Annotated in this window: 17 protein-coding genes and 1 pseudogene; 3 read left to right on the top strand and 15 right to left on the bottom strand. The window is 68.7% G+C overall.

The annotated features are described in order from the left end of the window. Positions 1-137: 137 nt before the first annotated feature. Together ACGF2V_RS12320 and ACGF2V_RS12315 are read right to left on the bottom strand one after the other, a co-directional pair. On the bottom strand, positions 138-995 hold the full coding sequence (locus ACGF2V_RS12320) for a GntR family transcriptional regulator (protein WP_362707616.1): 858 nt from the start codon (positions 993-995) through the stop codon (positions 138-140). A gap of 236 nt (positions 996-1,231) precedes the next feature. Next, positions 1,232-2,608: an aspartate aminotransferase family protein gene (locus tag ACGF2V_RS12315; protein WP_362625605.1), complete on the bottom strand. Its 1,377-nt coding sequence runs from the start codon at positions 2,606-2,608 to the stop codon at positions 1,232-1,234. A gap of 645 nt (positions 2,609-3,253) precedes the next feature. On the opposite strand from ACGF2V_RS12315, the gene ACGF2V_RS12310 reads away from it, so the two are divergent. Then, positions 3,254-5,263 (top strand): serine/threonine-protein kinase, encoded by a 2,010-nt coding sequence (locus ACGF2V_RS12310; protein ID WP_362707619.1) that lies wholly within the window; start codon positions 3,254-3,256, stop codon positions 5,261-5,263. Positions 5,264-5,649: 386 nt separating this feature from the next. After that, positions 5,650-6,210, top strand: coding sequence for a DinB family protein (locus tag ACGF2V_RS12305; protein ID WP_362625609.1), 561 nt, complete (start codon positions 5,650-5,652; stop codon positions 6,208-6,210). A gap of 215 nt (positions 6,211-6,425) precedes the next feature. Here the strand turns inward: ACGF2V_RS12305 and dnaN are convergent, their stop codons facing one another. Beyond that, positions 6,426-7,553 carry a DNA polymerase III subunit beta gene (gene dnaN, locus ACGF2V_RS12300; RefSeq protein ID WP_362707622.1) on the bottom strand — a complete coding sequence of 376 codons (1,128 nt, stop codon included), beginning with the start codon at positions 7,551-7,553 and terminating at the stop codon, positions 6,426-6,428. Positions 7,554-8,518: 965 nt separating this feature from the next. Here dnaN and ACGF2V_RS12295 point away from each other — a divergent pair. Continuing rightward, a pseudogene (locus ACGF2V_RS12295) lies at positions 8,519-9,988 on the top strand (helix-turn-helix domain-containing protein); the annotation flags it as partial. 186 nt (positions 9,989-10,174) lie between these two features. Here ACGF2V_RS12295 and ACGF2V_RS12290 read toward each other — a convergent pair. The 12 genes from ACGF2V_RS12290 to ACGF2V_RS12235 form a co-directional block, all read right to left on the bottom strand. Beyond that, positions 10,175-11,068, bottom strand: a complete 894-nt coding sequence (locus ACGF2V_RS12290) for a glycoside hydrolase family 19 protein (protein ID WP_362707625.1) — start codon at positions 11,066-11,068, stop codon at positions 10,175-10,177. Between the two features lie 368 nt (positions 11,069-11,436). Continuing rightward, the gene (locus ACGF2V_RS12285) at positions 11,437-12,231 is read right to left on the bottom strand and encodes a SprT family zinc-dependent metalloprotease (protein ID WP_362707628.1); all 795 of its coding nucleotides are present in this window, start codon (positions 12,229-12,231) and stop codon (positions 11,437-11,439) included. Positions 12,232-12,235: 4 nt separating this feature from the next. Beyond that, positions 12,236-15,961: a type I restriction endonuclease gene (locus ACGF2V_RS12280; protein WP_362707631.1), complete on the bottom strand. Its 3,726-nt coding sequence runs from the start codon at positions 15,959-15,961 to the stop codon at positions 12,236-12,238. Between the two features lie 123 nt (positions 15,962-16,084). Next, entirely contained in the window at positions 16,085-16,351 is a 267-nt protein-coding gene (locus ACGF2V_RS12275; protein WP_362707634.1) for a hypothetical protein, read from the bottom strand. Then, on the bottom strand, positions 16,351-16,674 hold the full coding sequence (locus ACGF2V_RS12270) for a hypothetical protein (RefSeq protein ID WP_362707637.1): 324 nt from the start codon (positions 16,672-16,674) through the stop codon (positions 16,351-16,353). The genes ACGF2V_RS12275 and ACGF2V_RS12270 overlap by 1 nt, the downstream gene beginning before the upstream one ends. 185 nt (positions 16,675-16,859) lie before the next feature. Next, on the bottom strand, positions 16,860-17,057 hold the full coding sequence (locus tag ACGF2V_RS12265) for a DUF397 domain-containing protein (RefSeq protein WP_392911800.1): 198 nt from the start codon (positions 17,055-17,057) through the stop codon (positions 16,860-16,862). A gap of 4 nt (positions 17,058-17,061) precedes the next feature. Beyond that, a complete protein-coding gene (locus ACGF2V_RS12260) occupies positions 17,062-17,916 on the bottom strand; it encodes a helix-turn-helix transcriptional regulator (RefSeq protein WP_362707642.1) in 855 nt (284 codons plus the stop codon). Positions 17,917-17,952: 36 nt separating this feature from the next. Beyond that, on the bottom strand, positions 17,953-19,167 hold the full coding sequence (locus ACGF2V_RS12255) for a restriction endonuclease subunit S (RefSeq protein ID WP_362707644.1): 1,215 nt from the start codon (positions 19,165-19,167) through the stop codon (positions 17,953-17,955). Then, positions 19,157-21,940, bottom strand: coding sequence for a class I SAM-dependent DNA methyltransferase (locus tag ACGF2V_RS12250; RefSeq protein ID WP_362707647.1), 2,784 nt, complete (start codon positions 21,938-21,940; stop codon positions 19,157-19,159). The genes ACGF2V_RS12255 and ACGF2V_RS12250 overlap by 11 nt, the downstream gene beginning before the upstream one ends. 102 nt (positions 21,941-22,042) lie before the next feature. Continuing rightward, the gene (locus tag ACGF2V_RS12245) at positions 22,043-22,777 is read right to left on the bottom strand and encodes an RloB family protein (RefSeq protein WP_362707650.1); all 735 of its coding nucleotides are present in this window, start codon (positions 22,775-22,777) and stop codon (positions 22,043-22,045) included. Further along, a complete protein-coding gene (locus ACGF2V_RS12240) occupies positions 22,777-24,045 on the bottom strand; it encodes an ATP-binding protein (RefSeq protein ID WP_362707653.1) in 1,269 nt (422 codons plus the stop codon). The genes ACGF2V_RS12245 and ACGF2V_RS12240 overlap by 1 nt, the downstream gene beginning before the upstream one ends. Positions 24,046-24,165: 120 nt before the next feature. Next, a complete protein-coding gene (locus ACGF2V_RS12235) occupies positions 24,166-25,449 on the bottom strand; it encodes an adenylosuccinate synthase (protein WP_362625617.1) in 1,284 nt (427 codons plus the stop codon). Positions 25,450-25,499 lie beyond the last annotated feature (50 nt).

Raw genomic sequence — 25,499 nt, 5'->3', positions numbered from 1 at the left:
GAATGACGCGGCGCCGGCCGGACGGTCGCTCAGGCTGACGTGGCGTCGGCCCCGATGTGTGCGGCAGCACTTGACGGGGCGGCAGGCACGGCCGGGCACGGCCGGGCACGGTCGGACATCTCCGGAAATCACGCCCGTCAGGACCCCGAACGGCCCGAGCCCGGTTCCTCGGAGATGGCAGGGCCGGGAGCCGCAGGATCGGTGGGGATGGAGGTCTCGGCGGTGTTGGCGGGGCCGGGGGCCGCAGGGTTGGCGGGGTTGGTCGGGCCTGCGGGGGCGGACGCGGTGGGGAGCGCGAGCATTCCGGCCGCGAGCCGGTCCGCCCAGTTCAGCGCGTGCGCGTTGTAGTCGTCCATCACGGCACGCACCGCGTCGTGATCGCACAGTGTGATCGCCGCGACGAGTTCCGGGTGGCCGTGCCAGAGCCAGTCCCGGGCGCTCGCGTCATGGCGCAGGTACGGCACGGCGAACACCCATGCCTGGACGCGCAGCCGGTGCAGAAAGTCGTTGATGTACGCGTTGTCGACGAGCGCGCCCAACTCCCGCCAGAAGCGGAGGTCGTAGCCGATGAGAATGTCGAGGTCGCCGCCCTGTGCCGCCCGCGCGGCCTCCTGGGCCCTGCGCCGCACGGAGACCAGACCGTCCTGGTACACCGCCGCACGCGCGGCCGACAGCCCTGGCCCGAAGCCGTGGAAGACATCGCGAATGACCCCGTCGATGACCAGGGTGCGGGCTTCGACCATCGAGCGGTAGTCGGCGACGGTGAACTCGCGTACCCGGAAACCGCGGTGCTGATCGGATTCGAGCAGTCCCTGCGCCGAGAGGTCGAAGAGCGCCTCGCGCACCGGCGTCGCCGAGACACCGTACTGTTCGGCGATCTGCTTGACGGTGAATTCCCGTCCCCGCTGCAATCGTCCGGCCAGCACTTCGTCACGCAGCGCGTCCGCGATCTGCTGCCGCAGCGTGCTGCGGGTCACAGCTCCGCTCGCGCGCATGGCGTCCCCTCCCCTGCTCTCCGCCTCCGGCAACCTTAAGGCAGGGTCGGCGTGCCCGGATCCGGGCAGAAGGGGAGACAGCGGAAGGGCGAACGGGTGAAAGCCACCGGCCACCGGCCCGCACGGGGACCGGTGGCCGGGAAGGAGCGGCCACGCGGTGCACGCGTCCATGGCCACCCGATGTATTCGCTACGCGTGTACGCGTTGCACGACGTACTCGTTACACGCGTACGCGCCTACTGCGCGGTGTACTCGTCCGCGACCGACAGCGCCGCGTCGAGGGCCGCGAGGCCCGCCGTGGCCTCAGCCTCGGTGATGTTGCAGGCGGGAACGACGTGGGTGCGGTTCATGTTGACGAAGGGCCAGAGGCCGTTCTTCTTCGCCGCCGCGCCGAAGGCTGCCATCGGCGCGTTGGCCTCGGGCGTCGGGTTGTACGGGACCAGCGGCTCGCGCGTCTCCCTGTCACGGACCAGTTCCAGCGCCCAGAACGCTCCGAGGCCGCGGACCTCACCCACCGACGGGTGCCGCTCGGCGAGGTCGCGCAGGCCGGGGCCGAGCACCGTCTCGCCCATGTGGGCGGCATTCTCGATGACCTTCTCGTCCTCCATCACGTGAATGGTGGCGACGGCGGCGGCGCACGCCAGCGGGTGACCGGAGTAGGTCAGTCCGCCCGGGTAGGGGCGGGTCTCGAAGGTGGCGGCGATCTCGGCGGAGATCGCGACCCCGCCGAGCGGTACATAACCGGAGTTGACGCCCTTGGCGAAGGTCATCAGGTCCGGCACGACATCGAAGTGGTCGGCGGCGAACCACTTGCCGGTGCGCCCGAAGCCGGCCATCACCTCGTCGAGGACGAAGACGATGCCGTACCGGTCGCAGATCTCGCGGACGCCCGCCAGGTAGCCGGGCGGCGGCGTCATGATGCCTGCGGTCCCGGGGATCGTCTCCAGGATGATCGCCGCGATCGTTCCGGGACCCTCGAAGGCGAGGGTGTCCTCCAAGTGCTGGAGCGCGCGGGCGCACTCCTGCTCCTCCGTCTCGGAGTGGAACGGCGAGCGGTAGAGGAACGGAGCCCAGAAGTGGACGACGCCTGCCGAACCGTTGTCGGACGGCCAGCGGCGCGGGTCGCCGGTCAGGTTGATCGCGGTGGAGGTGGCACCGTGGTACGAGCGGTACGCGGAGAGCACCTTCGCGCGCCCGGTGTGCAGCCGCGCCATCCGGATGGCGTTCTCCACGGCCTCCGCGCCGCCGTTGGTGAAGAAGATCTTGTCCAGGTCGCCGGGGGTGCGCTCGGCGATGAGGCGTGCGGCCTCGGAGCGCGCCTCGATCGCGAACGCGGGGGCGAAGGTGGCGAGCCTGCCCGCCTGCTCCTGGATCGCGGCGACGACGGCGGGGTGCTGGTAGCCGATGTTGGTGTAGACGAGCCCGCTGGTGAAGTCCAGGTAGCGGTTGCCGTCGTAGTCCCAGAAGTACGCCCCCTCGGCGCCGGCGACGGCGAGCGGGTCGATGAGGCCCTGGGCGGACCAGGAGTGGAACACGTGTGCGCGGTCTGCGGCCTTCACGGCCGCGCCGGCGGCGGGGTCGACATGCAGGGCATGCGAGGCATGAGGGGTCATGCGGCGAGCGTAGATGCGCAGGGGGCGAGCTGACATGGCCACCTTGTATGGCGTGCGGCGCTTTGGTGGGCAGGGTGTCGCGTCACAGCTTCCGCACTCCCCGATACCGACGGCGACCAGTGGCGAGGGATGGCGGCGTTTACACCCATGGCACGCTTCGCGCCCGCCGCACCACTCCCCGCACCCGCCGCGTCGCTCCTCGCGTCCGCCTCATCACCTCTCGCGCCACGATGCCGCTCCTCGTGTCCGTCATAACGGTTCTCGTGGCCGGCGTGACGGTGCTCGTATCCGGCCTCCAGCCTCGCCCCTGCCCCTCCAGTCCGGAGCGGCGGGCCCGCGCCCATGGGCTCTTCGCCCGGCTCAAGGCACGTGGCAGCACCGGGCCAAGACCCGGTACCAGCGGCTCCGCCGAGCCGGCAGCGGCGACGCGCCGAGGACCAGAGCACAAGGCGGCGGAACGAGGGCGGAAGGCGAGCAGGGGGCGTGAAACGGGGACCGGCGCGTGAGGCGGAGGGGAAAGTAAAGCGCGGGCAGGCACGGGGAGTTGCGCTCCGAGGGGCCCGGATCCGGTCCCTCGGAGCGGCATCGCGCGCCGCTATCCTCGACGCGTTCCGGCGTATTCGCCGCAGGGGGAGGACACACACCATGGACAAGCTCGGGCCCACCGACCCGCAACGCATCGGCGGCTACCGACTGCTGGGCAGGCTCGGCGCCGGTGGGATGGGCCAGGTCTATCTGGCCCGCTCCGACCGCGGCCGCACCGTCGCGATCAAGCTGGTGCGCGCCGAGCTCGCCGCGCAGCAGGAGTTCCGCGACCGGTTCCGTCAGGAGGTGCGAGCCGCGCGCCAGGTCGGCTCCGCCTGGACGGCACCGGTGCTGGACGCCGACACCGAGGCCGCCGTGCCCTGGGTGGCGACGGGCTATGTCGCCGGCCCTTCCCTCCAGGCCACGGTCTCCGGCCGACCGGGAACCCCGCCCGTCCCCGGCGTCGCCGGACAATCGGCACCGGTACCTGGCGTGTACGGCCCGCTGCCCGAACGCTCGGTCCGCATCCTGGGCGCCGGCCTCGCCCACGCCCTCCGGGCCATCCATGCCGCCGGGCTCATCCACCGTGACCTGAAGCCCTCCAACATCCTGCTGACGATCGACGGCCCGCGCGTCATCGACTTCGGCATCGCCCGGGCCCTCGACACCGTCACCGACGGTGGGCTCACCCGTACCGGGGCGCTGGTCGGTTCGCCCGGCTTCATGTCGCCGGAGCAGGTGCGTGGCGAAAGGGTGACCCCGGCGTGCGACGTGTTCTGCCTCGGCTCGGTACTGGCGTACGCGTCGACCGGCCGGCTTCCGTTCGGGGACTCCGACAGCGGTGTGCACGCGCAGATGTATCGGATCGCCCAGGAGGAACCGGATCTGACCGGCGTCCCGACGGGTCTCGTCGAGCTGATCCGGGACTGCCTGCGCAAGGCCCCGGCCACCCGCCCGTCGACGGACGCGATCCTGGAACGCCTGGCGGACGGTGACGCGGCGGAACCGTGGCTTCCGGGCGCGCTCATCGCCCAGCTCGGGCGCCACGCCGTGGAACTGCTGGACTCCGAGGACCCGGACGAGGGGCCCGAGCAGCGGCCACCCACAGGCTCGCAGGCCACGGCGCCCACCACGCCCGGCGTGTCCACCACCCCTCCTGCCGCCGCCGGACCCCCCGTTCCTTCCGTTCCTTCCGTTCCTTCCGCGCCCCCAGCTCCCACCCCCACCACTCCAGCCGGACCCGTCGCAACGGACGCATCGGGCGACCGGTCCGTTCCGACACCGCCCGGCGCCACGCACTCGATACCCACCATGGTCGGCGCCCCCGCTCCCGTACCGCCCCCCGCGCCGCATTCCCACGCGTACGGGTACCCGCCGCCCGCCCAGCCGCACCCGGGTCAGATGGCGTTCGGTACGCAGCAGAGCGGCACCGGGTACGGATATCCGCAGCAGCAACACGCGTACCAGCAGCCAAGATTCGGCCCAACACCTCCGTACGGCCCGCTCTACACCCCCGCCCCGCAGCCCGCCCCGGAACCCGTCCGACGGGGCAGGGGGGCGACGATCGCACTCGTCGCGGTGGCTGTACTCGTCGCGATCGGTGCGGGCGGGTCCGTCTACACGCTGTTGAACGAAAAGAGCCATGAGCTCGTTCCGTCCTCCACCGTGTCACCGCCACCGGCCGGGACGTCCTCAGGTGCGCACGGCGGCGACGATCAGGCGTCCTCGGCTCCGGACGATTCGCCCTCCGACGACGAGCGGAGCGGCCACGGCCCCATACCCGCCGGCTTCCTGGGCAGCTGGTCGGGTTCCATCGACACCCCCTCGGGGCGTTCGACCCGAGAACTCGTCATCCGGCAGGGCGCGGTCGGGGATACCGTGCTCACCCTCACCGCGGACGGACCGCTCGACGGCGGCGGGTCGTACCACTGCGTCTTCGAGGCTTCCCTGTCCACGGAGCCGTCCGTGTCCGGTCCGATGGAGGTCGACGCCTCCACGGTGGTCGTCGGTGAGCCGATGTCGTCCTGCACAGCAGGCAAGCCCACCGTGCTCACACTGCTCCCGGACGGCTCGCTGCACCGCAAGAACAAGGACGGCAGCGGACAGTTGGCCTATACCAGGGCCGACTGACCTTCCTTGCATGGAACTTGTGGCATGTCAGATGGCGGAACTGTCCTGGACGGAGCTCGCAACTCACCAGTGAGGAACCGACGTTCCTGGGCTGGCCGGAAACGAACGGATGAGAACGGACGGGGACAGCTCACGGGCGAAGAACGGCCCACTGACGGGAAGGGCCCACTGATGACGTGCCGACGGCGGGCGGGCACAGCCCTGGTGTACGAAGCGTCCCGACGGGGGACGGAGGGCGGCCTGACCGACCGAAGCGGATGCGGTACCGGCCTGCCCGCCGGAAGGTCTCGCCGCCGGGACCGGCACCTCGTCCTGGTGCCAATGGTCTCGCCTCGAAGCGAGAACTCGGTGGCGGGCCCGGGCCGTCACGGACGAGCATGGTGCGCATGAGTGACCAACCAGCGCGATGGAGCCAGGCGACCGTCTACCCCGATATGTGGGTCGATCCGGACGACGACCCCCGCGACAACGCAGGGCCGGGGCCGGAAGGCGAGCTTGCGACGCTGCAGGACTTCCTGACGGGCTACCGCATGACCTTGCGGATGAAGTGCGAGGGACTGGACGCGGAGCAACTGGCCCGTCGGTCGGTTCCCCCGTCGACGATGTCGCTGCTCGGCCTGGTCCGGCACCTGGCCGAGGTGGAACGGGACTGGCACAACTGGATCGGCGACGGTGACCCGCTGCCGAAGCTGTACGGCGAGCGTGACGCGGACTTCGACGGAGCCGTCGCCGAGCAGGCCGTGATCGATGCCGCGTACCGCGATCTGGAGCGTGAGCAGGCAGCGACCGACGCCGCGCTGGCCCGGCACCCGGACCTGAGCGAGCGCATGGGAAAAAACAAGATCGCGGTCCGGGAGCTGATGGTGCACAGGATCGAGGAGTACGCCCGTCACTGCGGGCACGCCGACCTGTTGCGCGAGTGCCTCGACGGAAGGGTGGGCCAGTGACGACGGCTGATCGGTGACAAGTGCGGGTCGGTGACGAGGGTGGGCCAGTGACGAGCGCGGGTCCGTAGGACGTCCGAATCCGTGACGGAGCGGGGACACACCGCACTCGGCGGGCGCCACCGATCCGCCGCCTGTCACCGGCGTCACGGCCCAACGACCCAACGGCCCAACGGCCGCATGGCCTCACGACCGCATGGCCTCACGACCGAGTATCCCTAGACCAGCGGCTTGACCGACATCAGAAGATGCTGGTGGGTCGGAGGCGTCGCCTGCCGAACCGCGTCCTCCCGGGACGGCCAGCCGGTAATCATCGCACGCTGCCCCGGACCCATCAGGTCGAGGCGGATCACCGGTGCGCCGAATGAGGACAGCCCGTTCGACAAGTACACGGGGTCGAACGCCACCGTCATCTCGTCGGCGCCGATGAGCTCGACGTCCAGACGCTGGGAGGCCACGTCGTCCTCGTACCCCGCCTGAAGCAGCGCCGAGCCGCCCGAGAACGTAAGGTGCAACGGGCTGCCGCCCTCGGCGACCACGGCGACCCGAGCGACCGATCCGGTCAGCTCCTCCCGATCCGCGATCACACTGACTGGGTCCGTCAGCGCGAACAGCTTGTCGTGGCGCGGCAGTCGGCCGTCGAGCAGTCGCACCGTGGCCCGCGCGCCGTCCTGTTCGAAACCGGCCGAGCCGCCGTCCAGGGCCAGTCGACACGCCCCGGACCGGTCGAAGGAACGGGTGATCTCGGACAGCCTGCGGGCGGATACCAGCACATCCGCCGAGACGTCCTCCCTGCCTGGCTTCCACGTGACCGTACGCACTGCGAACCGGTAGCGGTCCGTCGCGGCGAGCATCATCCTGTCGCCGTCCAGTGCCAGCCGGACACCGGTCAGCGTGGGCAGCGAGTCGTCCCAGGCCGCCGCCACCGAGACCTGGGCGACCGCATCGGCGAACTCCGCCGCGTCCACCTCCCCGAGCACCGGGGGCAGCTCCGGCAACGCCGGATAGTCGTCGAGCGACAGCACCGAGAGCCCGAACCGGGCGCCGCCACCGGTCAGGGAGAACCGTGCCCCCTCGACCGCGCACTCCACCACACCGTCGGGCAGCACCCGGCCCACCTCGACCAGCCGCCGCCCCATGACCAGCACCTTTCCGGGGCGCACGATCTCCGCGTCCACCTCGATGCACGCGGACGCCTCATGGTCCATGCCCGAGATGCGCAGCCGGCCGGCCTCCGCCTCCAGCAGCAGCCCGCCCAGCACCGGAACGGTCGAACGAGTCGGCAGCACCCGGGCCGCCCAGATCACGGCGTCGGTCAGCGCTCTGCACTCGATACGGAACTCCATGGCGATGGGCTCTCCCGGTCGGCTCTGCTCGCGGTCCTGGTCGTGAGCAGAGCCTAAGGGCTGTCCCGTAATCCCTGGCGGGCGCACGACGACAGCTACGGCGCCTCGCCGCGTTGTCGGAACGCCCACATACATCCAGTATGCGGGCGCCCCTCCGCCTTGCGATGCACCGCATCCGACGCCGCGCGCTGCTCCACCAGGGATTACGGGACAGCCCTTGGAGACCACCACTGACAACGGCCGGAAGAAGCCGAAGGAACAGGGAGAAGAGAAAGAAGGGAAGGGGAGAAGGGGGAACAGTCGCGGCCGACGGCAGCGGCCACCCCCGTGAGCCGCTGCCGTCGCCCCCATGCCCCTCTCCCGAAGGGCGCCGCAACCGTGTTCGAACTTTATGACGTCAGGTAGACGACAGAAAGATTCAGTTCGCACTGCGTGGGCCGCCCGAGGTATCAGTTCGCACAGTGAAACCGGTACGCTGCGCCCCGTTTTTGGCGGGCACAGAACGCGCGGAGACACAGAAACGTGGAGGCGCAAGGGCGCGTGGACGCGGAGGCACAGAGGCACGGGAGCACGGCGCGATGAGCGGAGGACAGGTGCAGGGGCGGCAACGGGCCGACGACGTACTGAGGATGTACCGGCTGGCCCGGACCGGTGGCTCGCGCGAACTCCTGCGCTGGGTGTCCAGTCGGGCCGAAGGATGGGCCGGGCTGCTCAACGCGGACGGAGGTGTCCTGCACGGCGCGACCAGGGCCACGGACGGCACCGATGCAGGGACAGCCATCCGGACGAGGACGGGGACAGGAGCCCGGACTGGCACGGGGGCAGAGGCAGGAACAGAAGTCGGGACAGGGACAGGGAAAGGGGCGGAGGCAGGGACAGGGACAGGGAAAGGGGCGGAGGCAGGGACAGGGACAGGGAAAGGGGCGGAGGCAGGGACAGGGACAGGAGTCCGGACGGGGGCGGACGCCGGTGTCCCGGCCACCGGCACCCCGGCCGCCGGCGCCCCGCCGACCACCGGGACCGCCGCGTGGGCCGTCGAGGCCGCCGCCTTGGCGGCCGACGGTGCCAAGGAGCTGGCGTCGCTCGGCGCGCGCTCCTTCTCTTTCGACGAGGGGCCGCACACCGTGCTGCTGTTCCCCCTGGACGGCCCGCCCGGCACCGCCGCCCCGCTCCTGGCCGTCGTCGCCCCGCGCCCGCTGCCGGACGGGCTGGCCACGCTGGTTTCCGACGTCGCCGTACCGCTCGCCATGTGCTGGGCGGCGGAGACCGTGGAGCGCACGCGCCGCCGCGTCGATCTGGCGGAGTCTCGCAACCGCGAAGCGGTGCTGCATCTGCTCATGACCGGCCAGCTGTCCCTCGCGCATCAGGTCGCGGGAGCGTTGAAGCCCGAACTGTCCGACCCGGTACGGGTGTGCGTCGTGGAATGCCCCGAGGGCCATCGGGACGAGGTGGCCCGGGTCTGCGCGGAGATCTCCGGAGGCAGGTCCTGGATCGTGCGGTGCCCCGTGTACTCGCGTCATCTGATCCTCGTCGTACCGGCCGGTCCGGACACGGCCGACCCACCGGTCGGACGCCGCGTCGCCGATGTGGTGGACGAGTGCATCGTCGGCGCGAGCGAGGACGTGCCGCTCTCGGATACGGCGACCGGTTACCGCCAGGCGTTCCACGCCCTGGCCGTGGCCCGCGGGCTGCCCAGCCGGCACGCCCGGTTCGGTTCGGCTCCAGAGGCGGCCCTGGTCGTCGGCGCGGCCGGTGCGCGGTGGGCGGACGCGCTCCTGAACCCGCTGCTCACCCACGTGCCAAGGCGCAGCCATGACCCGGGCAGCCAGGAACTGACGGCGACGCTCTCCTCATGGCTCTCCTTCTCCTCGCACGCCACCCAGCATCTGAAGATCCACCGGAACACCCTCGCGGCGCGACTGCGGCTGATCGGCGAACTGCTCGGCCACGACCTGAACCGGCTCGCCGACCAGGCCGCCCTCGACCTCGCGCTACGCATCCGCGCTACACCTCACACACCCACTGGGCCCCACACACCCGCCGCCCCCCGCACGCCCACCACACCCCAGGCCCCCCAGACTCCCCAGGCACCGCAGACGTCCCTCCCCGGTCGACTGGACGACCTGGACGACATCCTGCGCGGGCCGGCCGTCCGGGAATGGGCGGTGCACCAGTTGCGTCCCCTCGCCACGGCGGGCACCTCCCGGAGCGCCTCCGACCCGCGCAGCACCCTCCGCGTCTGGCTGGACTGTGAGGCCCAACTAGCCTGCACCGCCACCGCGTTGGGCATCTCGGTACCGGGTGCCCGCAAGCGCCTTACGCGCCTCGAGTCAGTGCTTCAGCGGTCGCTGCTCCAGGCGCCGAGCGCCCGCTACGACCTGTGGCTGGCCTTCCGCGCCTTGGAGATCGCGGAAGAATCCGGCGAAACCTTCTGAGCGCGCGAGCCGTTCCCTGGACGCGGAACGGGGGCGTGTCCGATCGAACCGGACACGCCCCCGTCGTGTGCGGGTGCGGGATACACCAACCGGCACCGCAGCCGGCCCTGTCGGTTCTGCCAGTCCTGCCGGTCCTGCCGATACTTCCCGGCCGCTACTCCCCGCCGCCGGTGCTTCCCAGCCGCGTCAGCAGCTCAAGTTGTCGCCGGGTGTGGTGCCGAGGATCTGTGTGAACGCCTTGTAGAGGTCGACACGGCTCTGGACCTGAGGCGGATTGCCCCCGTTGCACTCCAGGGCTCCGTTGATGGAGCGGATGGTCTCGCCGAATCCAGCGCCGTTCACCATGGCCTGGTGGGCGGTCATGGTGCCGGGACCGTTCTGGGTGTTCCAGTACCAGAGACCGGTCTTCCAAGCGACGGAGGCGTCCTGCTCGACCAGGTACGGGTTGTGCAGCAAATCGATACCGAGGGCGTCACCGGCGGCCTTGTAGTTGAAGTTCCAGCTGAGCTGGATCGGGCCTCGCCCGTAGTACGCGGCCTGACCGGCCGGGCAGCCGTAGGGCTGGCTGCTGTCGCAGTAGTGCGGATAGTTCGACGTGTTCTGCTCGACCACGTACACCAGGCCGCCCGTCTCGTGGCTGACGTTGGCGAGGAACGCCGCCGCCTCCTGGCGCTTGACGGTGTCGCTGCCGGTGTTCGCGAAGGCCGGGTAGGCGCTCAGCGCGGAGGTGAGCCCGCTGTACGTGTAGAAGGGGTTCCGGTTCGGGAACATCTGGTTGAACTGCGCCTCGCTCACGACGAAGCCGGACGGGTTGCCCGGGTCGGTACCGCCGCCTCCTCCGCCGCAACTGCCCTGATCGGCCCAGACGTCGGAGGTTCCGGGAGTCTCGTTCTGGGTCCACCACTTGGCGGTCCAGTTGTGCCCGTTGTAGGAGACCGTTCCGCCACCGGTGTAGACGGACGAGGAGCTCCAGGGTGTCGCGCACTCCGCCGCCGCGGCGGCAGTGGTGGCCGGAAGGGCCACCATCATGGCGGCAACCGCGCCCAGCGCGGCAAGCAGGCCCATGACGCGTCTGATCACGTGATCACTCCTTCGGTGCGGCGCACCGAAGCTGGACGGTGCGCCGTCATGGGGGGTGTGACGGCCACTCAAGCGCCGCTGGTCCAGACCTGTCAAGGTCTGGACCAGCCACGCAAATTCTTCCGAATCCCCACCTTCGGACCTGGCTCATGGAAGGGCTGATACGGCCGCACCACTCCCTCAACAGCGGTATGGGCGGGAGGACTTGATCCATATTCATGGCCGGAGGGGCACAACGGGAGGCTCCGCCTCCATCCAGCACGCAACACCCGGCCCGGGGTACGCGAAAGTCGAGACCGTCACACCCCATGCGGACTGTCGCACCCCATGCGGACCGTCGCCACCACACGAGAAGAACGCCAGAACGGTCAGGCCAGATCCCCCATCCACACCCGGCGGCCCAGTTCGTCCAACTCGGTCTTCAGTCGGCGGCACTCCGGCAACGCCCTGCCCAGCAGACGCCAGTACTCGGGGCCGTGCCCGGCCACCCGGACGTGGGCCAGTTCGTGCGCCACCACGTAATCCACGAGATGTATCGGCAATTGGAAGACCGCCCAGTGCAGGGAGATCACTCCGTTGTCGTCCATGCCGGCCCGGTAGCTCCCCCACCTGTGACCCAGGTCCCGTACGCGTACCCTCGGCTCGGGAACGTCCATCCGAGCGGCCCAGGGTTGCAGACGGCCCCGCATCCAACGCTGCCCCGCCCGGCTGTACCAGTCCGCAATCGCCCTGCGCGCGAGTCCTGGATCCGTCGCAATCGCGCTGTCCAGCCGCAGCCTTCCGGCAACGAGACGAACGGCGGGAACCGAGGCTTCGTCCCGCCTGTTGTCGACGATGAGCAGCCGATGGTCCCGCCCCAGGTACCGGTGGATCTCGCCGTCTCTGAGGGACCGCGTGGGATGGAGTTGGCGCCGCTCTTCACTGAGTCGCGCCTTGGCGTCGATCCAGCCGGCACTGGAGCGTACGAACTCTTCGGCCCGCCGGACCCCACACCCCATGGGCACGTGCAGGGTGAGCGACCTGTCCCGCTCGACCGTCAGGCCCAGACGCCGACGGCGCACGCTGATCCGCACGCGCAGTTCCCGCCCGTCGACGACCAGCGTGCCATCCTCGGTGAGCGCGCGCTCGCCGAGGGGGAAGGCTGGACCGGAAAGCTGGGACATATGGCTATTCTCTCCGTACCTCGGAGCGGAACGCTTCCAGGTGCTGCGTGGCATACCCCGCGAGCGTCGAGGCGAGCCGCTTCACCTCCTTGCGCCCCTCGCCTCTCTGGCGGTACCCGATCTCACGCAGCCGCGTGTACAGGCAGGCCTCCAGCCATGCCACGTGAGCCGCCTCACCGCCGAAGGAGGCCAGGCTCACCCGGTCGGTGATCTCCCCGTACACCTCGGCCACGACCCTGCGAAGTTCCTGCGGTTCCGGATGGCCCAGCAACTCGCTCTCCACCAGCTTCTCGCCAAGCAGTACGTAGAGCCGCTGCTCCATGGGGGTGAGGTCGGCTACGGTCGGGTCGGTCTCCTCGGCCCGCCGGGCCCGCTCGACCAGTGGGCCCAGCTCACGGACGATGTCGTCCCAGCGTCCGGCGAACTCCTCCAGCACCCGCTCCAGCTCCGCCGACAGCTGCCGGTACACCGCCCGGTCCTCCACTGCCTGCCGTTCCTCCAGGTGGTAGCGCAGGCCCTGGATCTGCTCGGCCGCCGCCTCACGCACCGGAAGCCTGCCCACGACCTCGTCGAAGTCGGGAGCGAGGATCGACACGGGCGGCACGGCCTGGTTCACCTCCTGCGCCTCCAGGTGGTCGGCGATCAGTGCACGTACCTTGCGTCCGTATCCGCGCATCACGAAGCCGCCACCGGTGTCGTCGCGGTAGTGGCGGCGCACACGCATCTGGAGCACACTCCACTGCCGCGCCTCGGGGAGGAAACCGAGGGCGTCCTCATGCGGCAGTGCCCGGTCCACCGCGCCCAGGAACTCTCCGAGCCTCTGGTCGAATTCCGCCCGCCGAGCGGAATCCTCGAGCTCGAACACCGCCTGCGCCAGTCCCGCTCCGGTCCTGAGGCCGTCCGCGTCGATGCCCACTGCCCTCAGCAACGCGCGGAACTCCGCAGCCGTCCGGCCGAGCTCGGGCAGTTCGTCGGACATGTCACGCAACGAGTCGAGAGCGCGCGGGTTGCCTTGGTAGGCGGCCAGGGTCACGGCGAGGTTGTTCAGTACGCCGTAGTAGTCGACGACCAGGCCCTCCGTCTTGCGACGGGCGGGCCGGTTGACGCGGGCGATGGCCTGAAGCAGCTCCGCGTCGCGAATCGGCCGGTCCAGGTAGAGCGCCTGCTCGATGGGGGCATCGAATCCGGTGAGCAGCATGGATTTCACGATGAGGATGGCGATGGGCGGCGGGTCGGCCGCCTCGTCGCCCCAGACCAGGTCGCTCCAGGGGTTCATGCCACCGACACAACCGGCGGGAACCGGATCCGGTTCGGCGGGCGGAGTGAACGCCCAGGGGTTGTCCGGGGGCAGTTGCGGGAACGGCTGGAGGAACCCGGCGATGTGCTCGCGCTGCTTCTTCTCGTCGGTCCATTCACGCCATCTCCCGGACTTCTGTTCCGAGCCGGCCGAGATCACGGGTACGAAGTCGATGCGCCGCAGCAGTTCCTGGAACTGCCAGGCACGCAGGAGAAGCGATTCCTCTCGGGTGTAGGTCTCCGGAGCCCTTCCCCTGAGCGACTCCCGCCGCCCGCTCCGGTCGAACTCCGCGACACGCAGCAGCAGTGTGGTGCGCGCCTCCTGGAAGGCGTTGCGGTAGAGGACCGCGGCCTTCCTGCTGGCCACGGCCACCTGCGCCTTGAACCCGCCTGTCAGTGGGCCGGTGACGTAGTGCTCCAGCATGTCGGCGGCCTTGCGCCAGATCAGTGGCGGCGACTCGGCCACGGCCCGCTTGGACGGGGTGCTGTACTTCGCGCGCACGCGCGCCCGCTCGGCCTCCTCCAGGGGCTCGATCAGGTCCTCGAAGCACTCGTCCAACTGCTCCTTGTCCCGCACCTCGGCGGTGGTCGCCCGACCCGTGTACCGCACGGGCACGACGACCTTGTCTCGTTCCGCCTCGGTCATGCGGTACGTGTCGAGGAACTCCGGTTCTCCGCCTGGCGTGCTGCTCGGCTCCAGGCCGAAGATGCGCCCGGTGTCGGTGAGTCTGCCCTCCATGAGCGGGGTGCCGGTGAAGCCGACCCTCGCCGCGTTGGGGAGGGCCTTGCGCAGGCAGGCGTGGAGCACGGAGGTGTGGGAGCGGTGGGCCTCGTCGACCAGGACGAGGACCCGGTCCGAGTCGCTGCACTCGGGGAAGATCCGCGCGGCCTTGCGCAGGGTCTCCTCGTCCGGTACGGGATCGGCGACCTCCTGAGCGCTCACACCCGCCGCGACCTTCGCCCGGCCGGCCTCGAACTCCCCGTCGAGCGAGCGTTCCTCACCCCCCGCCGTGTCACTCGTCCCGTCGGCGACGCGGACCAGGTCACCGAGGAACTTCTGGATGGTCGCGAAGATCACCGCACGCCCACCGGGGCGCCCGGCCCGGCCCAGCAGGCTCTCCAGATCCGTCCGGGACTTCGCCTCCCGTACCTCGGACTCGCTCAGCGCGACGGCCTTACGTAGCTGGCGCTGAAGGTCGATGCGGTCCGTGACCGCGACGATCGTGATGCCGTTCAGCGCGGGGTCCGGGCTCGCGTGCAGCCGCCGGGCGAGGAACTGCATGGTGAAGCTCTTGCCCGCCCCCTGGGTGTGCCACACGACACCGCCGCGCACGTCGAGGTCCCCGCCGGTGAAGGCGCGGCTGCGGCGCGTGCGCAGTCGCTGGACGATCTTCTCCGTCGCCCGGTACTGCTGGTGTCGGCAAACCACCTTCGCCGTCCGGGGCTCCACTGCCCGCCCCCGCACGCCCCGCCGCTTCGTTCCGGTGCCGCTGTCGTCGCCGAGCGGTTTCTCGAAGACGTAGTGCCGGACGATGTTGAGCAGATTGCCCGGCTTGAGGACGATCGCGGTCAGCTGCTGCTGGAGGGTGGGCCGGGCCTTGGCGTCGAGGAGCCCCCAGCCGCGCAGCTCCTGCCGCAGATGCTCCGGCTTCTCGTAGTCCGAACTGATGCTGCACCACAGGGAGTAGTGCTCTTCTGAGGAGGAGTACGTCCCGAGCGCGGCTTCCGTTCCGTCGGCGGCGACCAGCAGCTGGACCGGCGCGAACAAGTGCGGCACACCTCGTGGCGCGCCCGTTCCGCTGCGGGTGTCGTCGTCCACCGGGCGCGCGGTGTAGGCACGCAGGTCACGGATGGCCTTGCCCAATGGGTCACGTACGTCCGGGGACTTGCACTCGATGACGACGAGGGGGATGCCGTTCACGAAGAGCACGAGATCCAGAACGGCCGCCTTGCCGTCCGCGTCGCAGACCCTCAACTGATCGACGACGAGGTAGTCGTTGCGGGCCAGGACCTCCTCCCGGGTGCCCTCCAGCGCCTCGTACGACCAGTCGACGAACCGTGTCTTCACATCCCGCTCGTCCGGGCCGGAGTGCAGGACGCCGTCCAGGAGAAGCTGGGTCGCGGCGCGGTTGGCCTGCGGCAGCGACTGCGCGGACACGTGCCGTGCCGCGGCGCGCAGCGCGAGAAAGGCCGGGTTGGTGTGCGTATCGTCCGTCATCCACGGGGAGTTCCGGCGCACGGCGGCCCGCAGTCGCCGCTCCAGCAGTACGTCCCGGAAGTCGTCGCGCTCGCCCGCAGCCTTCAGCCGGGCGCCCTCGATGTGCCGCCACCCCATCGCCTTGAGATGCGCCAGCAGCGGCCACTCCGCCTCGACCTGCTCGGTCGTTCCCTCGACCTGCTCGGAGGTCGCCCCCTCGACCACTTCGGCAGCCATGCCCCGTGCCCCTCCCCGCGTACTGGCGAACCCGTGCGAAGGGTCCATTGTGCGCCAGTGCGGGCGGGCACGCGGCCAGGCCCCGCAACGGGCTGCGGGACCTGGCAGGTGGAGGCGGGGTACTCAGGTCTGGCGGCGCGTGGTGAGGATGCCCTTGCGGCAGTCCGGCCTGGCTGAAACGGGGTTGATGAGGCCAGCCGTTTCGTCGTCCAGCGCGTAACAGAGCTGAGCGTGCAGCACCTCGGCCTCGGCGGGGGTGAGACGGAGTGCGGCGTCAGCCTCGAAGGCCCCGTCACGGCGCAGCCAGAGGTCGATGGCGAGCAACCCGTCCGCCTCCCGCCGCACGGGCTTGCTCGGCACCCGGCTGATGCGTACCTGCCCCGCGCTCATCAGGCCACACCCCTCGCCGACGCGAGAACCACGCTGCCGACGCTGTGCGCCTGCCCCACCCCGGCCGCGACCACCAGCCCGTCGAGGGCGAGCCGCATGGCGGTGCGGCGGGCGCGGCGTTCGTGGTCGATGCTGCGGGGCACGAGGCCGAGCGGGCCGCACCCGCACGGGAGTTGGGGAGGGGTGGGGGAACCGACGCGGGGAGTGAGGACCCGCGCGGGTACGGACGTAGCGGAAGCGGGGGCGCGCAGGTCACGCGCCAGGGCGGGCAGAGCCATCTGCACGAGTGTTCGTGGCAGGTGGGTGCGGATACGGTGGAACATGCTGACGCTCCTCTGAGGCGTTGGCCATGCCCCGGGGTGGTGATGACACCGCCGGGGCACTTCGCGTCCAGGCGGTAGCCGATTAGCTACCAACCACAAACAGAGGGTAGCGACAAAAGTGCTGCTGCATCAACGTTGATGCGGAGTGCGATCAGGTTGGCATATGCGGCTGGGAAGGCTCCCGCTCACACGAGATCGTCGAACTCGCCGGCCTTGGCTCCCGCCAGGAAGGCCGCCAGCTTGCCCGTGGTCGTTCGGACGACCACGGCGGGATCGTCGCTCTCCCTGACGAGAACATCGCCGTCGACAACAGCAAGCTCCAGACAGTTCCCCGACTGCTCCGAGAAGGAGGACTTGCGCCACTGAATTTCCACGATCCTCAAGCTTTCATAGCTCGTGCAGCACCCTGCGGATGAAGTCGCGCGAACGCCCTGGTTCCAACGAGCGCGTCTCCATACGATCCAACACGGCGCGGTAGTTCGTCAGATGGGTCTCGGCGTCAAGGAACGTGATGCTGTTCGGTACGTCGATCTGCACAGTATCCAACTGCCGGACCGGACCGCTCGCGTACATCGTCGAGCTGCCCGCACTGGGAAACCCGCCCGCAGCGAACGGGATGACGCGCAGCGTCACGGAGTCCCGCTCGGAACACTTCAGCAGCTCTTCCAACTGCCGCCGCACGGTGGGTCGGTCACCAAAGAGCATCCGCAGCGCAGCTTCATGCAGGAGGAACGAACAGTCGGGAGGATCCGGCCGGTCGAGCAGTTCCCGGCGCCGCATCCTGAAGTCCACTTGGAGGTCCATCGCCTCCGGAGCCAACGGCGGGACGGCCTCACCGAAGACAGCGCGTGCGTAGTCCTCGTGCTGCAACAAGCCGGGAAGATGCGTGATCTGCACATGCCGCAACGACACGGCATGGTGCTCCAACTCCACCAGGTCCAGCATGAACGAGGCGATCGAGTCACGGAACTCGTCCCACCAGTTCGACCCGGCGCGTTCCCGGGCCATGTCCGCCAGCGCATCCACGTACGCGCGGTCCGGGCAGGAGTAGTTGGAGGCCCACACGCGTACACGGTCAGCGCTGACACCGAATCGCGCGGACTCAGTGTTGCTGATGGCGGTCTTGTCCACCCGGTGCAGTGCGGCAGCCTCGGTGAGGGAGAGCCCGACGTGCTCGCGCATCCGCCGAAGCTCGGCCCCGAGCCGCCGCTGACGGGCGGTGGGTGGCTTTCGCACAGGCATGGCCATTCCTTTTCTGAAGCTGACTAACGCAGGTGTCTAAGAACGGACCGCTTCCAGACCCTTGTCGCTCAACAGGTCATTCACGAGCCCCTTCTGCAACTTCCCCAGCTTTGCTAGCTGCGCTCGACTTTTAGCAATCGCCGCATCGAGAGCCTCGACCCTTTCAAGGAATTCCGCTTGATCAGCGGGAGTCATTTTCGGAACCGGACAAGAAAATACGTCAGATCGATTAATACTTGCCTGTGAAACGGCTGGCTTCGTTCGACTTGCGAAATGAGCGCGCGCGACAGACCCAGAAAGCCAGGCCTCAACGATTTTCGGTTGAATCTTGGAAGTGTCGATCCTGCATCGCATGATATTCGACTCGAACAGAGTGGGCTCTTCAAGGGCATCTACCATCGTGGCCTTCCCGACGAGGCCAGGAGCATTTACTCGATTTATCAGGACATCCCCGACCGAAACTCCGTACCGAAGCAATTCAGAATCAGAGGCCTTCACACGCAGCAAGCCACGAGTCAGATCAGAAGGCCCACCCTCGAAGCTATTGATGCGAACAATCGGAGCGCCTGACTGACCATAGCAATCTTCCGGCTTGTAAATACCGTTCCGGGGGCCATCAACGATAACATCCACCATGGGCAAACATTCAAAAAGAGACATCTGCTCGATGAGCACTTTTCGAATAGTTTGGAGCTTTGCAACCTCCGCCAGGACAGCCCTCTCAGACTCGGCGACGGAATCCAGGATCTCGACGATTCTGCGCTGCCGCGCAAGGGAGAGCAACGGGAAAGCGAGTTTCGCGAACCTGTCACCACCAAGGTGCGCAATACTCGTGGTCTTCTTCGCGATCGACGCGAATGTCCCATCGTTCAGCCAAGCCTTGAACACTTCACGCACATACGCCGGAAGCACAGCCGGGCCACTCCGAAATCGGATGAGGGTGTTCTGAAAGCAGTACTTACCCTGCGGCCCATCATAGATCGCACTACGGCCAACCAGTTCTAGACTCTGACCTTCATTCAGGAGAATGTCCCCAGGTTCCAGTTCATATTTCTGTCGCTCTGTCGGGCTGAAGCTCATCGTCTTCACATCGGAGTAGTCGATCCAACCGTCAAGCACGTTGGCGACACGAAGGTACGGAGCATGCATGCCGTCCGCCTGGCTGCTGGCCGGCGAAAGCTGCTTCCCCATCCGCACCTCACCGACCTCCCCCACGGGAACCCAGCGGATCTCGTCCGGTTCAGCCGACATAGCCCAGCTCCTTCAGGAACCCTTCCAGCCGCTTCGACGCGGCCTCCCGACGCGCCTCGATATCCCGCAGCGACACCAGGTACTTCCGCTCCCACCCCGCGTACGCGTCGATCAACTCCCGCCGACGCCGCACCACATGGCCCTCCAGTTTCGCCGCCAGGTCCTCCCGGAGGATGCCGAGCACGATCTCGCGCGCGCCCGCCTCGTCCAGCGCGTCCCGCACCTCGTGCAGACGGGGCGTGGGCCGCTCCTCTTCCGCAACGGAATCCGCACCGGAATCCACCTCGGCGTCGGCAACGGCCGCCGTCACCGTCACGTCCAGTGCCGTCTGCCCGGCCGCGGCGACAGCCGCAGGCTGCGCCGCCTTCCCCGCGCCCTTCTTCTTCGCAGCAGCGAGGCGTGCAGCGGCCTTCGCGGCGCCCCCCATCCCGTCCAGCGGGTAGAACGCCTCCTCCAGCGCCTTCACCGCCTTGCCCGCCGCGGTCCGCTGCTTCTTCAGCTTCTTCAGGTCCGTCTCGCTGAGCAGCGCCGCCGCCACCGCCGGATCAAGGGCCCCGGGGTCTGTGTCCCCGGACGCCTCGCCGTCGTCCTCCACCACGCCCGCCGCGGCAGCGGCCCGCGCGGCCTCCGCTTCCTCGGCCGCCTTGACCTTGGCGTCCAGATCGGCCTTGAGCGCGTCCGCCTCGGCCAGTTCACGCAGGAAGTCCGGGGCGATCCGGGCCACGACCTTGTGGCCGTACGCCTGGCGCCGCTCCGCGCCCGAGCGCTTGCGCGCGCCGCCGGTCCAGGGGTTCGGCTCCGGTTCCAGCATCGCCTCGACCGTGTCGACCCAGCCCTCGACGACGCCCTTGAAGCCGTTGCCGGCCAGGGCCTTCAGCTCGTTCCTGGCGTCCTGCCACCATCCGGCGACCGCTCCCGCGAGCGCGTACCGGTCCAGCAGGTCCACGTTGAGCAGCAGCTTGCGGAACGAGTCGATCAGGTCGGCGCGCAGCCGGGCGAGCTGGGACCGCTTCTCGAACTCCGTGCGGTCGTCGTCCTCGTAGGGCGCCAGGGACGCGATCTGCTCCGTCTCCACGGCCCACCACTTGTCGAACGCGTCCCAGAGCTCCCGCTCCCGGCCCTCGGCCAGGGCGGTCAGCCGCTCGGCGTCCGGTCGCTCGCCCTCGGGCAGGAAGTCGACGTACGCGGAATCGGGACCCCGATCGGCGAACAGGTCGGTGACGCGGATCCGGTACGCCTCCAGCAGCTTCGCCTTCTCCTCCGCCGCGATCTCCGACTTCGGCACCCCGCCCGACAGGTGTGCGCGGACGTCCTGCGGCTCGGGCGGCGGAGTGTTGTCGACGTAACGGCGGATGTTGAGGTTGTACGCGTTCTCCTTCAGCTCGGCCCGCTCCACCCAGCGGGCGAACCGCGGCACGCCCGAACCGTCGCCCACCTCGTCGTGGAACGTGGAGACGATCTTCTCCACGTGCTCCGGCAGCAGCACGTTCTGCGCCCGCTCGGAGTGGAACTCACGGTCGGCGTTGATGAACAGGACCTTGCCCTGCCGGTCCGGGTGCTTCTTCCCTCTCGCCCGCAGCACCAGCACGCAGGCGGGGATGCCGGTGCCGTAGAAGATGTTGGACGGCAGGCCGATCACGGCCTCCAGCAGGTCGTCCTCGATGAGCCGGGTCCGGATGTCGCCCTCCGCACCGCTGCGGAACAGCACGCCGTGCGGCATCACGGTGAAGACGGAGCCGCCCCGCCCCTCCACCATGTACAGCATGTGCTGGAGGAACATCAGGTCGGCCTTGCCCTTTTCCGACGTGTAGCCGTACTTCATACGGTCTTCAAGGCCGGGCGGCAGATCCTCCGCCTTGTAGTCCATGGAGAACGGCGGGTTGCTGAGCACCACGTCGTAGGACTTGTCGACATGCAACGGGTTGGTGAGCGTGTCACCGGTCTTCAGGTCGAAGTCGCTGGCGCCGTGGAACAGCATGTTCATCGTGGCCATCACCCACGAGCCGTTGTTGGCGTCCTGCCCGGCCAGGGCCAGGTCCTCGGTGTCGCCGCCGTGCTCCTCGATGTACTCCTTGGTGTGGATGAGCATTCCGCCGGAACCGACGCACGGGTCGTAGACATGCTGGTTGGCCTGCGGCCGAGCCAGTTCGACCATCATCCGCACGACCGCGCGCGGGGTGTAGAACTCGCCGCCCTTGGCGCCCGCCGAGTCCGCGAAGTCCTTCAGCAGGTATTCGTACGCGGCGCCGATGACGTCCGGGAACTCGAAGTCCTCGCCCCGCAGCCGCAGGCTCCCGAAGTGGCCGATGAGTGCGGAAAGCCGCTTGTCCGCGAGCTTGGCCGCCGATGTTCCGGTACCGCCGCCCCCGCCGATTCGGTTGAAGTTGACATGCCCGAACAGACCGCGAAGCCGCTCGTTGCCTTCATGGCCCTCCAGGGCGTCGAGCGCGGGCTGGAGGTAGCTCGTCGCCACGTCGTCCACCGCGCCGGCCAGTCGGGACCAGCGGGCCTGTTCCGGGATGTAGATGATCCGGTCGCGCGTGTAGTGGGAGGGCTCGTCCGCCTCCTCCTCGGCCTCTTCCCTGGACGCGCCCTGCGCCATCTCCTGGGCGATGATCCGGTCTCGGGCCGCGTCGAACTCGTCGTTCGCCCGCTTCAGGAACAGCAGCACCAGCAGAAAGTCGCGGTACTCGGCGGCGTCCATGGTGCCGCGCAGAATGTCCGCCGCGGCAAAGAGGTGACGCTCCAGTTGATCGAGCGTGAGCTTGGCCACGGACGGACTCCCTGGTGATGTGGTGCTGGTGATGACGGCGACGGGTGACGGGTGGCAAGCCCCGGCCGATCGCGGATGTACGCCGACGTACGCCGACGCAGCCTAGTAGCCGCTGAGGAGAAGACCCTCCTCGACGAAGTTCCAGACGTCGGTGTACGGATCCCATTTCTCTGGGTTGGTCGCTTCGACGCGATTGTTGATCGCCATTGCGTACTTCTTGGCGTCGGCGTATCGCTGCCCGTCCTTGCTGAGAACCTGCTCCTCACGCATGTGCTTCGACTGCTGCAAGGAGACGGTGCGGACCTGGCGTCCGTACGTCGCCGCGAAGCCGGGGCGGGAACGCAGCCGGCTGTTGGCATCGTCGCAGACACCGCCGAAGCTGCTCGTGTAGTTCGTGTAGTGCAGAAGCCGCCAGAGTTCGAAGCAGGGATGCGAATAGGCGACCTTGACGCCTTCCTTGTCCGCGAGCTGCTTGGCCTCGCGGATGTTCAGGTGGGCGTCGCGGTCGAAGAGCACCCACACCTGAGGATAGTTCCAGTCTCCGGTCCTCAGCCCGGCGTCCCTGGCCTCGCGCTCGACCTTGCGCAACGTACGAACGGCGTCCTTGACCATCGCGTACGGCTTGCGGTGCTTGCTTGCGGCGTTCTCGTTCTCGAAGTGGTGATCGACGCTGCGGCCCGCAGTGGCCGGGGTGCCCTTTTCCACGATGATGTCGATGTATTGGGGCTCGGTCACCTCGCCCTCGGTGAAGATGTACACCTGGCGGGCGCGGTTCGTACGGCCCTTGGCGCCACCCTTCTTGCGGGAAACGCTGTCCCCTCCCCTTGGCCTCGCCATCAGACCTCTTCCGCCTCCATCCGCGCCAAGTCGTCCGTCCGCACCAGCCGTCGCCCGATCTGCCCCTCGGAGACCTTCGGCACCGCGCCGAAGGACCCCGCGAGGTACGAGGCCATCAGGTCTTCCTCATCCGTGGGATCCCAGTCCGCGACCGACGACAGCTCCGTCGCACCACGCTCGTCCTTCTCGGTGAGCCAGAGCTGCCCCGGTTCCAGGAGCCGGCCGCCCCCCGGTGTCCGCAGCAGGGAGGGATCATGACCGGTGAAGACCAGCTGGGCGCCCTTGGGATTCACCCACGGAGCCTGGAAGAGGCGTACGACCTCTGCCGCGAAGCGCGAGTGCAGGCTGGCGTCCAGCTCGTCGATGAGCAGGACAGCTCCCGTGTCGAGGGCGAGCAGGAGCGGACCGATCAACGCGAACCAGGAGCGGGTGCCCCAGGACTCCGAGGACCAGTCCATCGCCGTCCGCTCGCCACCGCCCGCGTGGATCAGTTGTACCAGTGGGCGCCCCGATGACGACTGCTCGACCTCCACACCCACGATGCCGAGGTCGGCGACCCGCAGCAGTTCCTCGGCCCGCCGCCGGAAGTCCTCGCTCCGCAGCAGCTTCATGGCCGTGTAGTCCTCGCGCTGGGTGCGCTCGGTCTCGGGAGTGACGTCCCAGAGATTGTTCTTGAACCAGTCGAAGACCGGGGTGAGCTGCTCATGGCCGTCATTCGCGGCGCGCGTCAGGAGAAGGGCGTCCTGCCTGGTGGTACGGGCCAGCCGCGTGCGGTCGTGGAGCCGGTCACCAGGAAAGTCGAAGACCTTGTCACGTCCGGCGTCCCGATCGAACCACACCTGCCGACGGCCCTTGGGATAGGCGTAAAGCCATTCCGCCTCCACCCGCCGTGCGCCCAGCTCGAACCCGTACGTCCAGCGGACGCCGTCACCGAGGACGAAGTCCGCCTCGTACAGGGACGTCTCCGACGCGGCCTTGGGATCCAGGGCGAACTCGTCACGGGGAATACCGTCGTAGGACGTCCAGTCGGCGTAGGACCTCAGGACCGCATGGCGCATGTTCTTGAGCGCGGCGATCACATTGGACTTACCGGAAGCATTGGCTCCGAAGACAGCGACGACGGTGTGGACAGGAAGCCGGCTGCCGTCCGAAAGGGCCAGTTCACGAGCAGCGGCCCGCTCTCTCTCGCTGTCCTCGGGTGCGACGAACGACAGCTCCTGCTCGTCGCGCAGGGACCGGACGTTCGCCACCCGGAATCTCAGCAGCATCCTGGCTCCTTCATGGCGGACAGACTAGTCACACCATCCGGCCCGCGTACGCGGGTGTGCGGCGGCGGTCGACACGTAGCGTCCGGTCGGCCACCGCCGCGCAGCTCCCGGCGGGAGTCCTTACAGGAAGGAGTTGATCTCGATCGTCTCGGTGCGGCCGGGGCCGACGCCGATCGCGGAGATCGGGGCGCCGGACATGTCCTCCAGCGCCTTCACGTACGCCTGCGCGTTCTTCGGCAGGTCGGAGAAGGTCTTGGCCTTCGTGATGTCCTCCGACCAGCCCGGCAGCATCTCGTAGACCGGCTTCGCGTGGTGGAAGTCGGTCTGGCTGTACGGGAGTTCCTCAACCCGCCTGCCGTCGATCTCGTACGCGACGCACACCGGGATCTGCTCCCAGCCGGTCAGCACGTCCAGCTTGGTGAGGAAGAAGTCGGTGAGGCCGTTGACCCGGGTCGCGTAGCGCGCGATCACGGCGTCGAACCAGCCGCAGCGACGGTCGCGGCCGGTAGTGACACCGCGCTCGCCACCGATCCGGCGCAGCGCCTCGCCGTCCTCGTCGAACAGCTCCGTCGGGAACGGGCCCGCGCCGACGCGCGTGGTGTACGCCTTGAGGATGCCGATGACCCGGCTGATCTTCGTCGGGCCCACGCCCGCACCGGTGCAGGCACCGCCCGCCGTCGGGTTCGACGAGGTGACGAAGGGGTACGTGCCGTGGTCGACGTCGAGCAGCGTGCCCTGACCTCCCTCGAACAGGACGACCTTGCCCTCGTCGATGGCGTTGTTCAGGACCAGCGTCGTGTCCGCGATGTACGGCTTGATCTGCTCCGCGTACTGGAGCATCTCCTCGACGATCTTGCCGGACTCGATGGCGCGCCGGTTGAAGACCTTGGCGAGGAGCTGGTTCTTCTGCTCCAGGGCCGCCTCGACCTTCTGCTCCAGGATCGACTCGTCGTAGAGGTCCTGGACACGGATGCCCACCCGGTTGATCTTGTCGGCGTACGTCGGGCCGATGCCGCGCCCGGTCGTGCCGATCCTGCGCTTGCCGAGGAACCGTTCCGTCACCTTGTCGATCGTGACGTTGTACGGGGTGATCAAATGGGCGTTACCGCTGATCAGCAGCTTGGACGTGTCCACGCCGCGCTCGTTCAGCCCACTCAGCTCGGAAAGCAGGACCGCCGGATCGACGACGACACCGTTCCCGATGACCGGGGTGCACCCCGGCGACAGGATTCCGGAGGGGAGAAGATGGAGTGCATACTTCTGGTCACCGACGACCACCGTGTGGCCGGCGTTGTTGCCGCCTTGGTAGCGCACCACGTAGTCCACGGAACCACCGAGCAGGTCGGTGGCCTTTCCCTTGCCCTCGTCACCCCACTGAGCACCGAGCAGCACAAGTGCGGGCACAGGCGTACACCCCTTCCGGGCGGGGCATGTCCAAGGTCAGGGGCGTACAT

The organism is Streptomyces sp. NPDC047982, assembly GCF_043204165.1.
Classification (GTDB): Bacteria; Actinomycetota; Actinomycetes; order Streptomycetales; family Streptomycetaceae; genus Streptomyces.
Note: the sequence above shows the minus strand (reverse complement) of the source record. Positions and strands in the feature narration are given on the sequence as shown.

Coding starts and splice junctions, on each gene's coding strand:
- ACGF2V_RS12240 (WP_362707653.1), bottom strand. CDS start 24,045: ATGCTGCTGAGATTCCGGGTGGCGAACGTCCGGTCCCTGCGCGACGAG.
- ACGF2V_RS12310 (WP_362707619.1), top strand. CDS start 3,254: ATGGACAAGCTCGGGCCCACCGACCCGCAACGCATCGGCGGCTACCGA.
- ACGF2V_RS12245 (WP_362707650.1), bottom strand. CDS start 22,777: ATGGCGAGGCCAAGGGGAGGGGACAGCGTTTCCCGCAAGAAGGGTGGC.
- ACGF2V_RS12305 (WP_362625609.1), top strand. CDS start 5,650: ATGAGTGACCAACCAGCGCGATGGAGCCAGGCGACCGTCTACCCCGAT.
- ACGF2V_RS12315 (WP_362625605.1), bottom strand. CDS start 2,608: ATGACCCCTCATGCCTCGCATGCCCTGCATGTCGACCCCGCCGCCGGC.
- ACGF2V_RS12280 (WP_362707631.1), bottom strand. CDS start 15,961: ATGGCTGCCGAAGTGGTCGAGGGGGCGACCTCCGAGCAGGTCGAGGGA.
- ACGF2V_RS12270 (WP_362707637.1), bottom strand. CDS start 16,674: ATGTTCCACCGTATCCGCACCCACCTGCCACGAACACTCGTGCAGATG.
- ACGF2V_RS12260 (WP_362707642.1), bottom strand. CDS start 17,916: ATGCCTGTGCGAAAGCCACCCACCGCCCGTCAGCGGCGGCTCGGGGCC.
- ACGF2V_RS12285 (WP_362707628.1), bottom strand. CDS start 12,231: ATGTCCCAGCTTTCCGGTCCAGCCTTCCCCCTCGGCGAGCGCGCGCTC.
- ACGF2V_RS12320 (WP_362707616.1), bottom strand. CDS start 995: ATGCGCGCGAGCGGAGCTGTGACCCGCAGCACGCTGCGGCAGCAGATC.
- ACGF2V_RS12255 (WP_362707644.1), bottom strand. CDS start 19,167: ATGTCGGCTGAACCGGACGAGATCCGCTGGGTTCCCGTGGGGGAGGTC.
- dnaN (WP_362707622.1), bottom strand. CDS start 7,553: ATGGAGTTCCGTATCGAGTGCAGAGCGCTGACCGACGCCGTGATCTGG.
- ACGF2V_RS12275 (WP_362707634.1), bottom strand. CDS start 16,351: ATGAGCGCGGGGCAGGTACGCATCAGCCGGGTGCCGAGCAAGCCCGTG.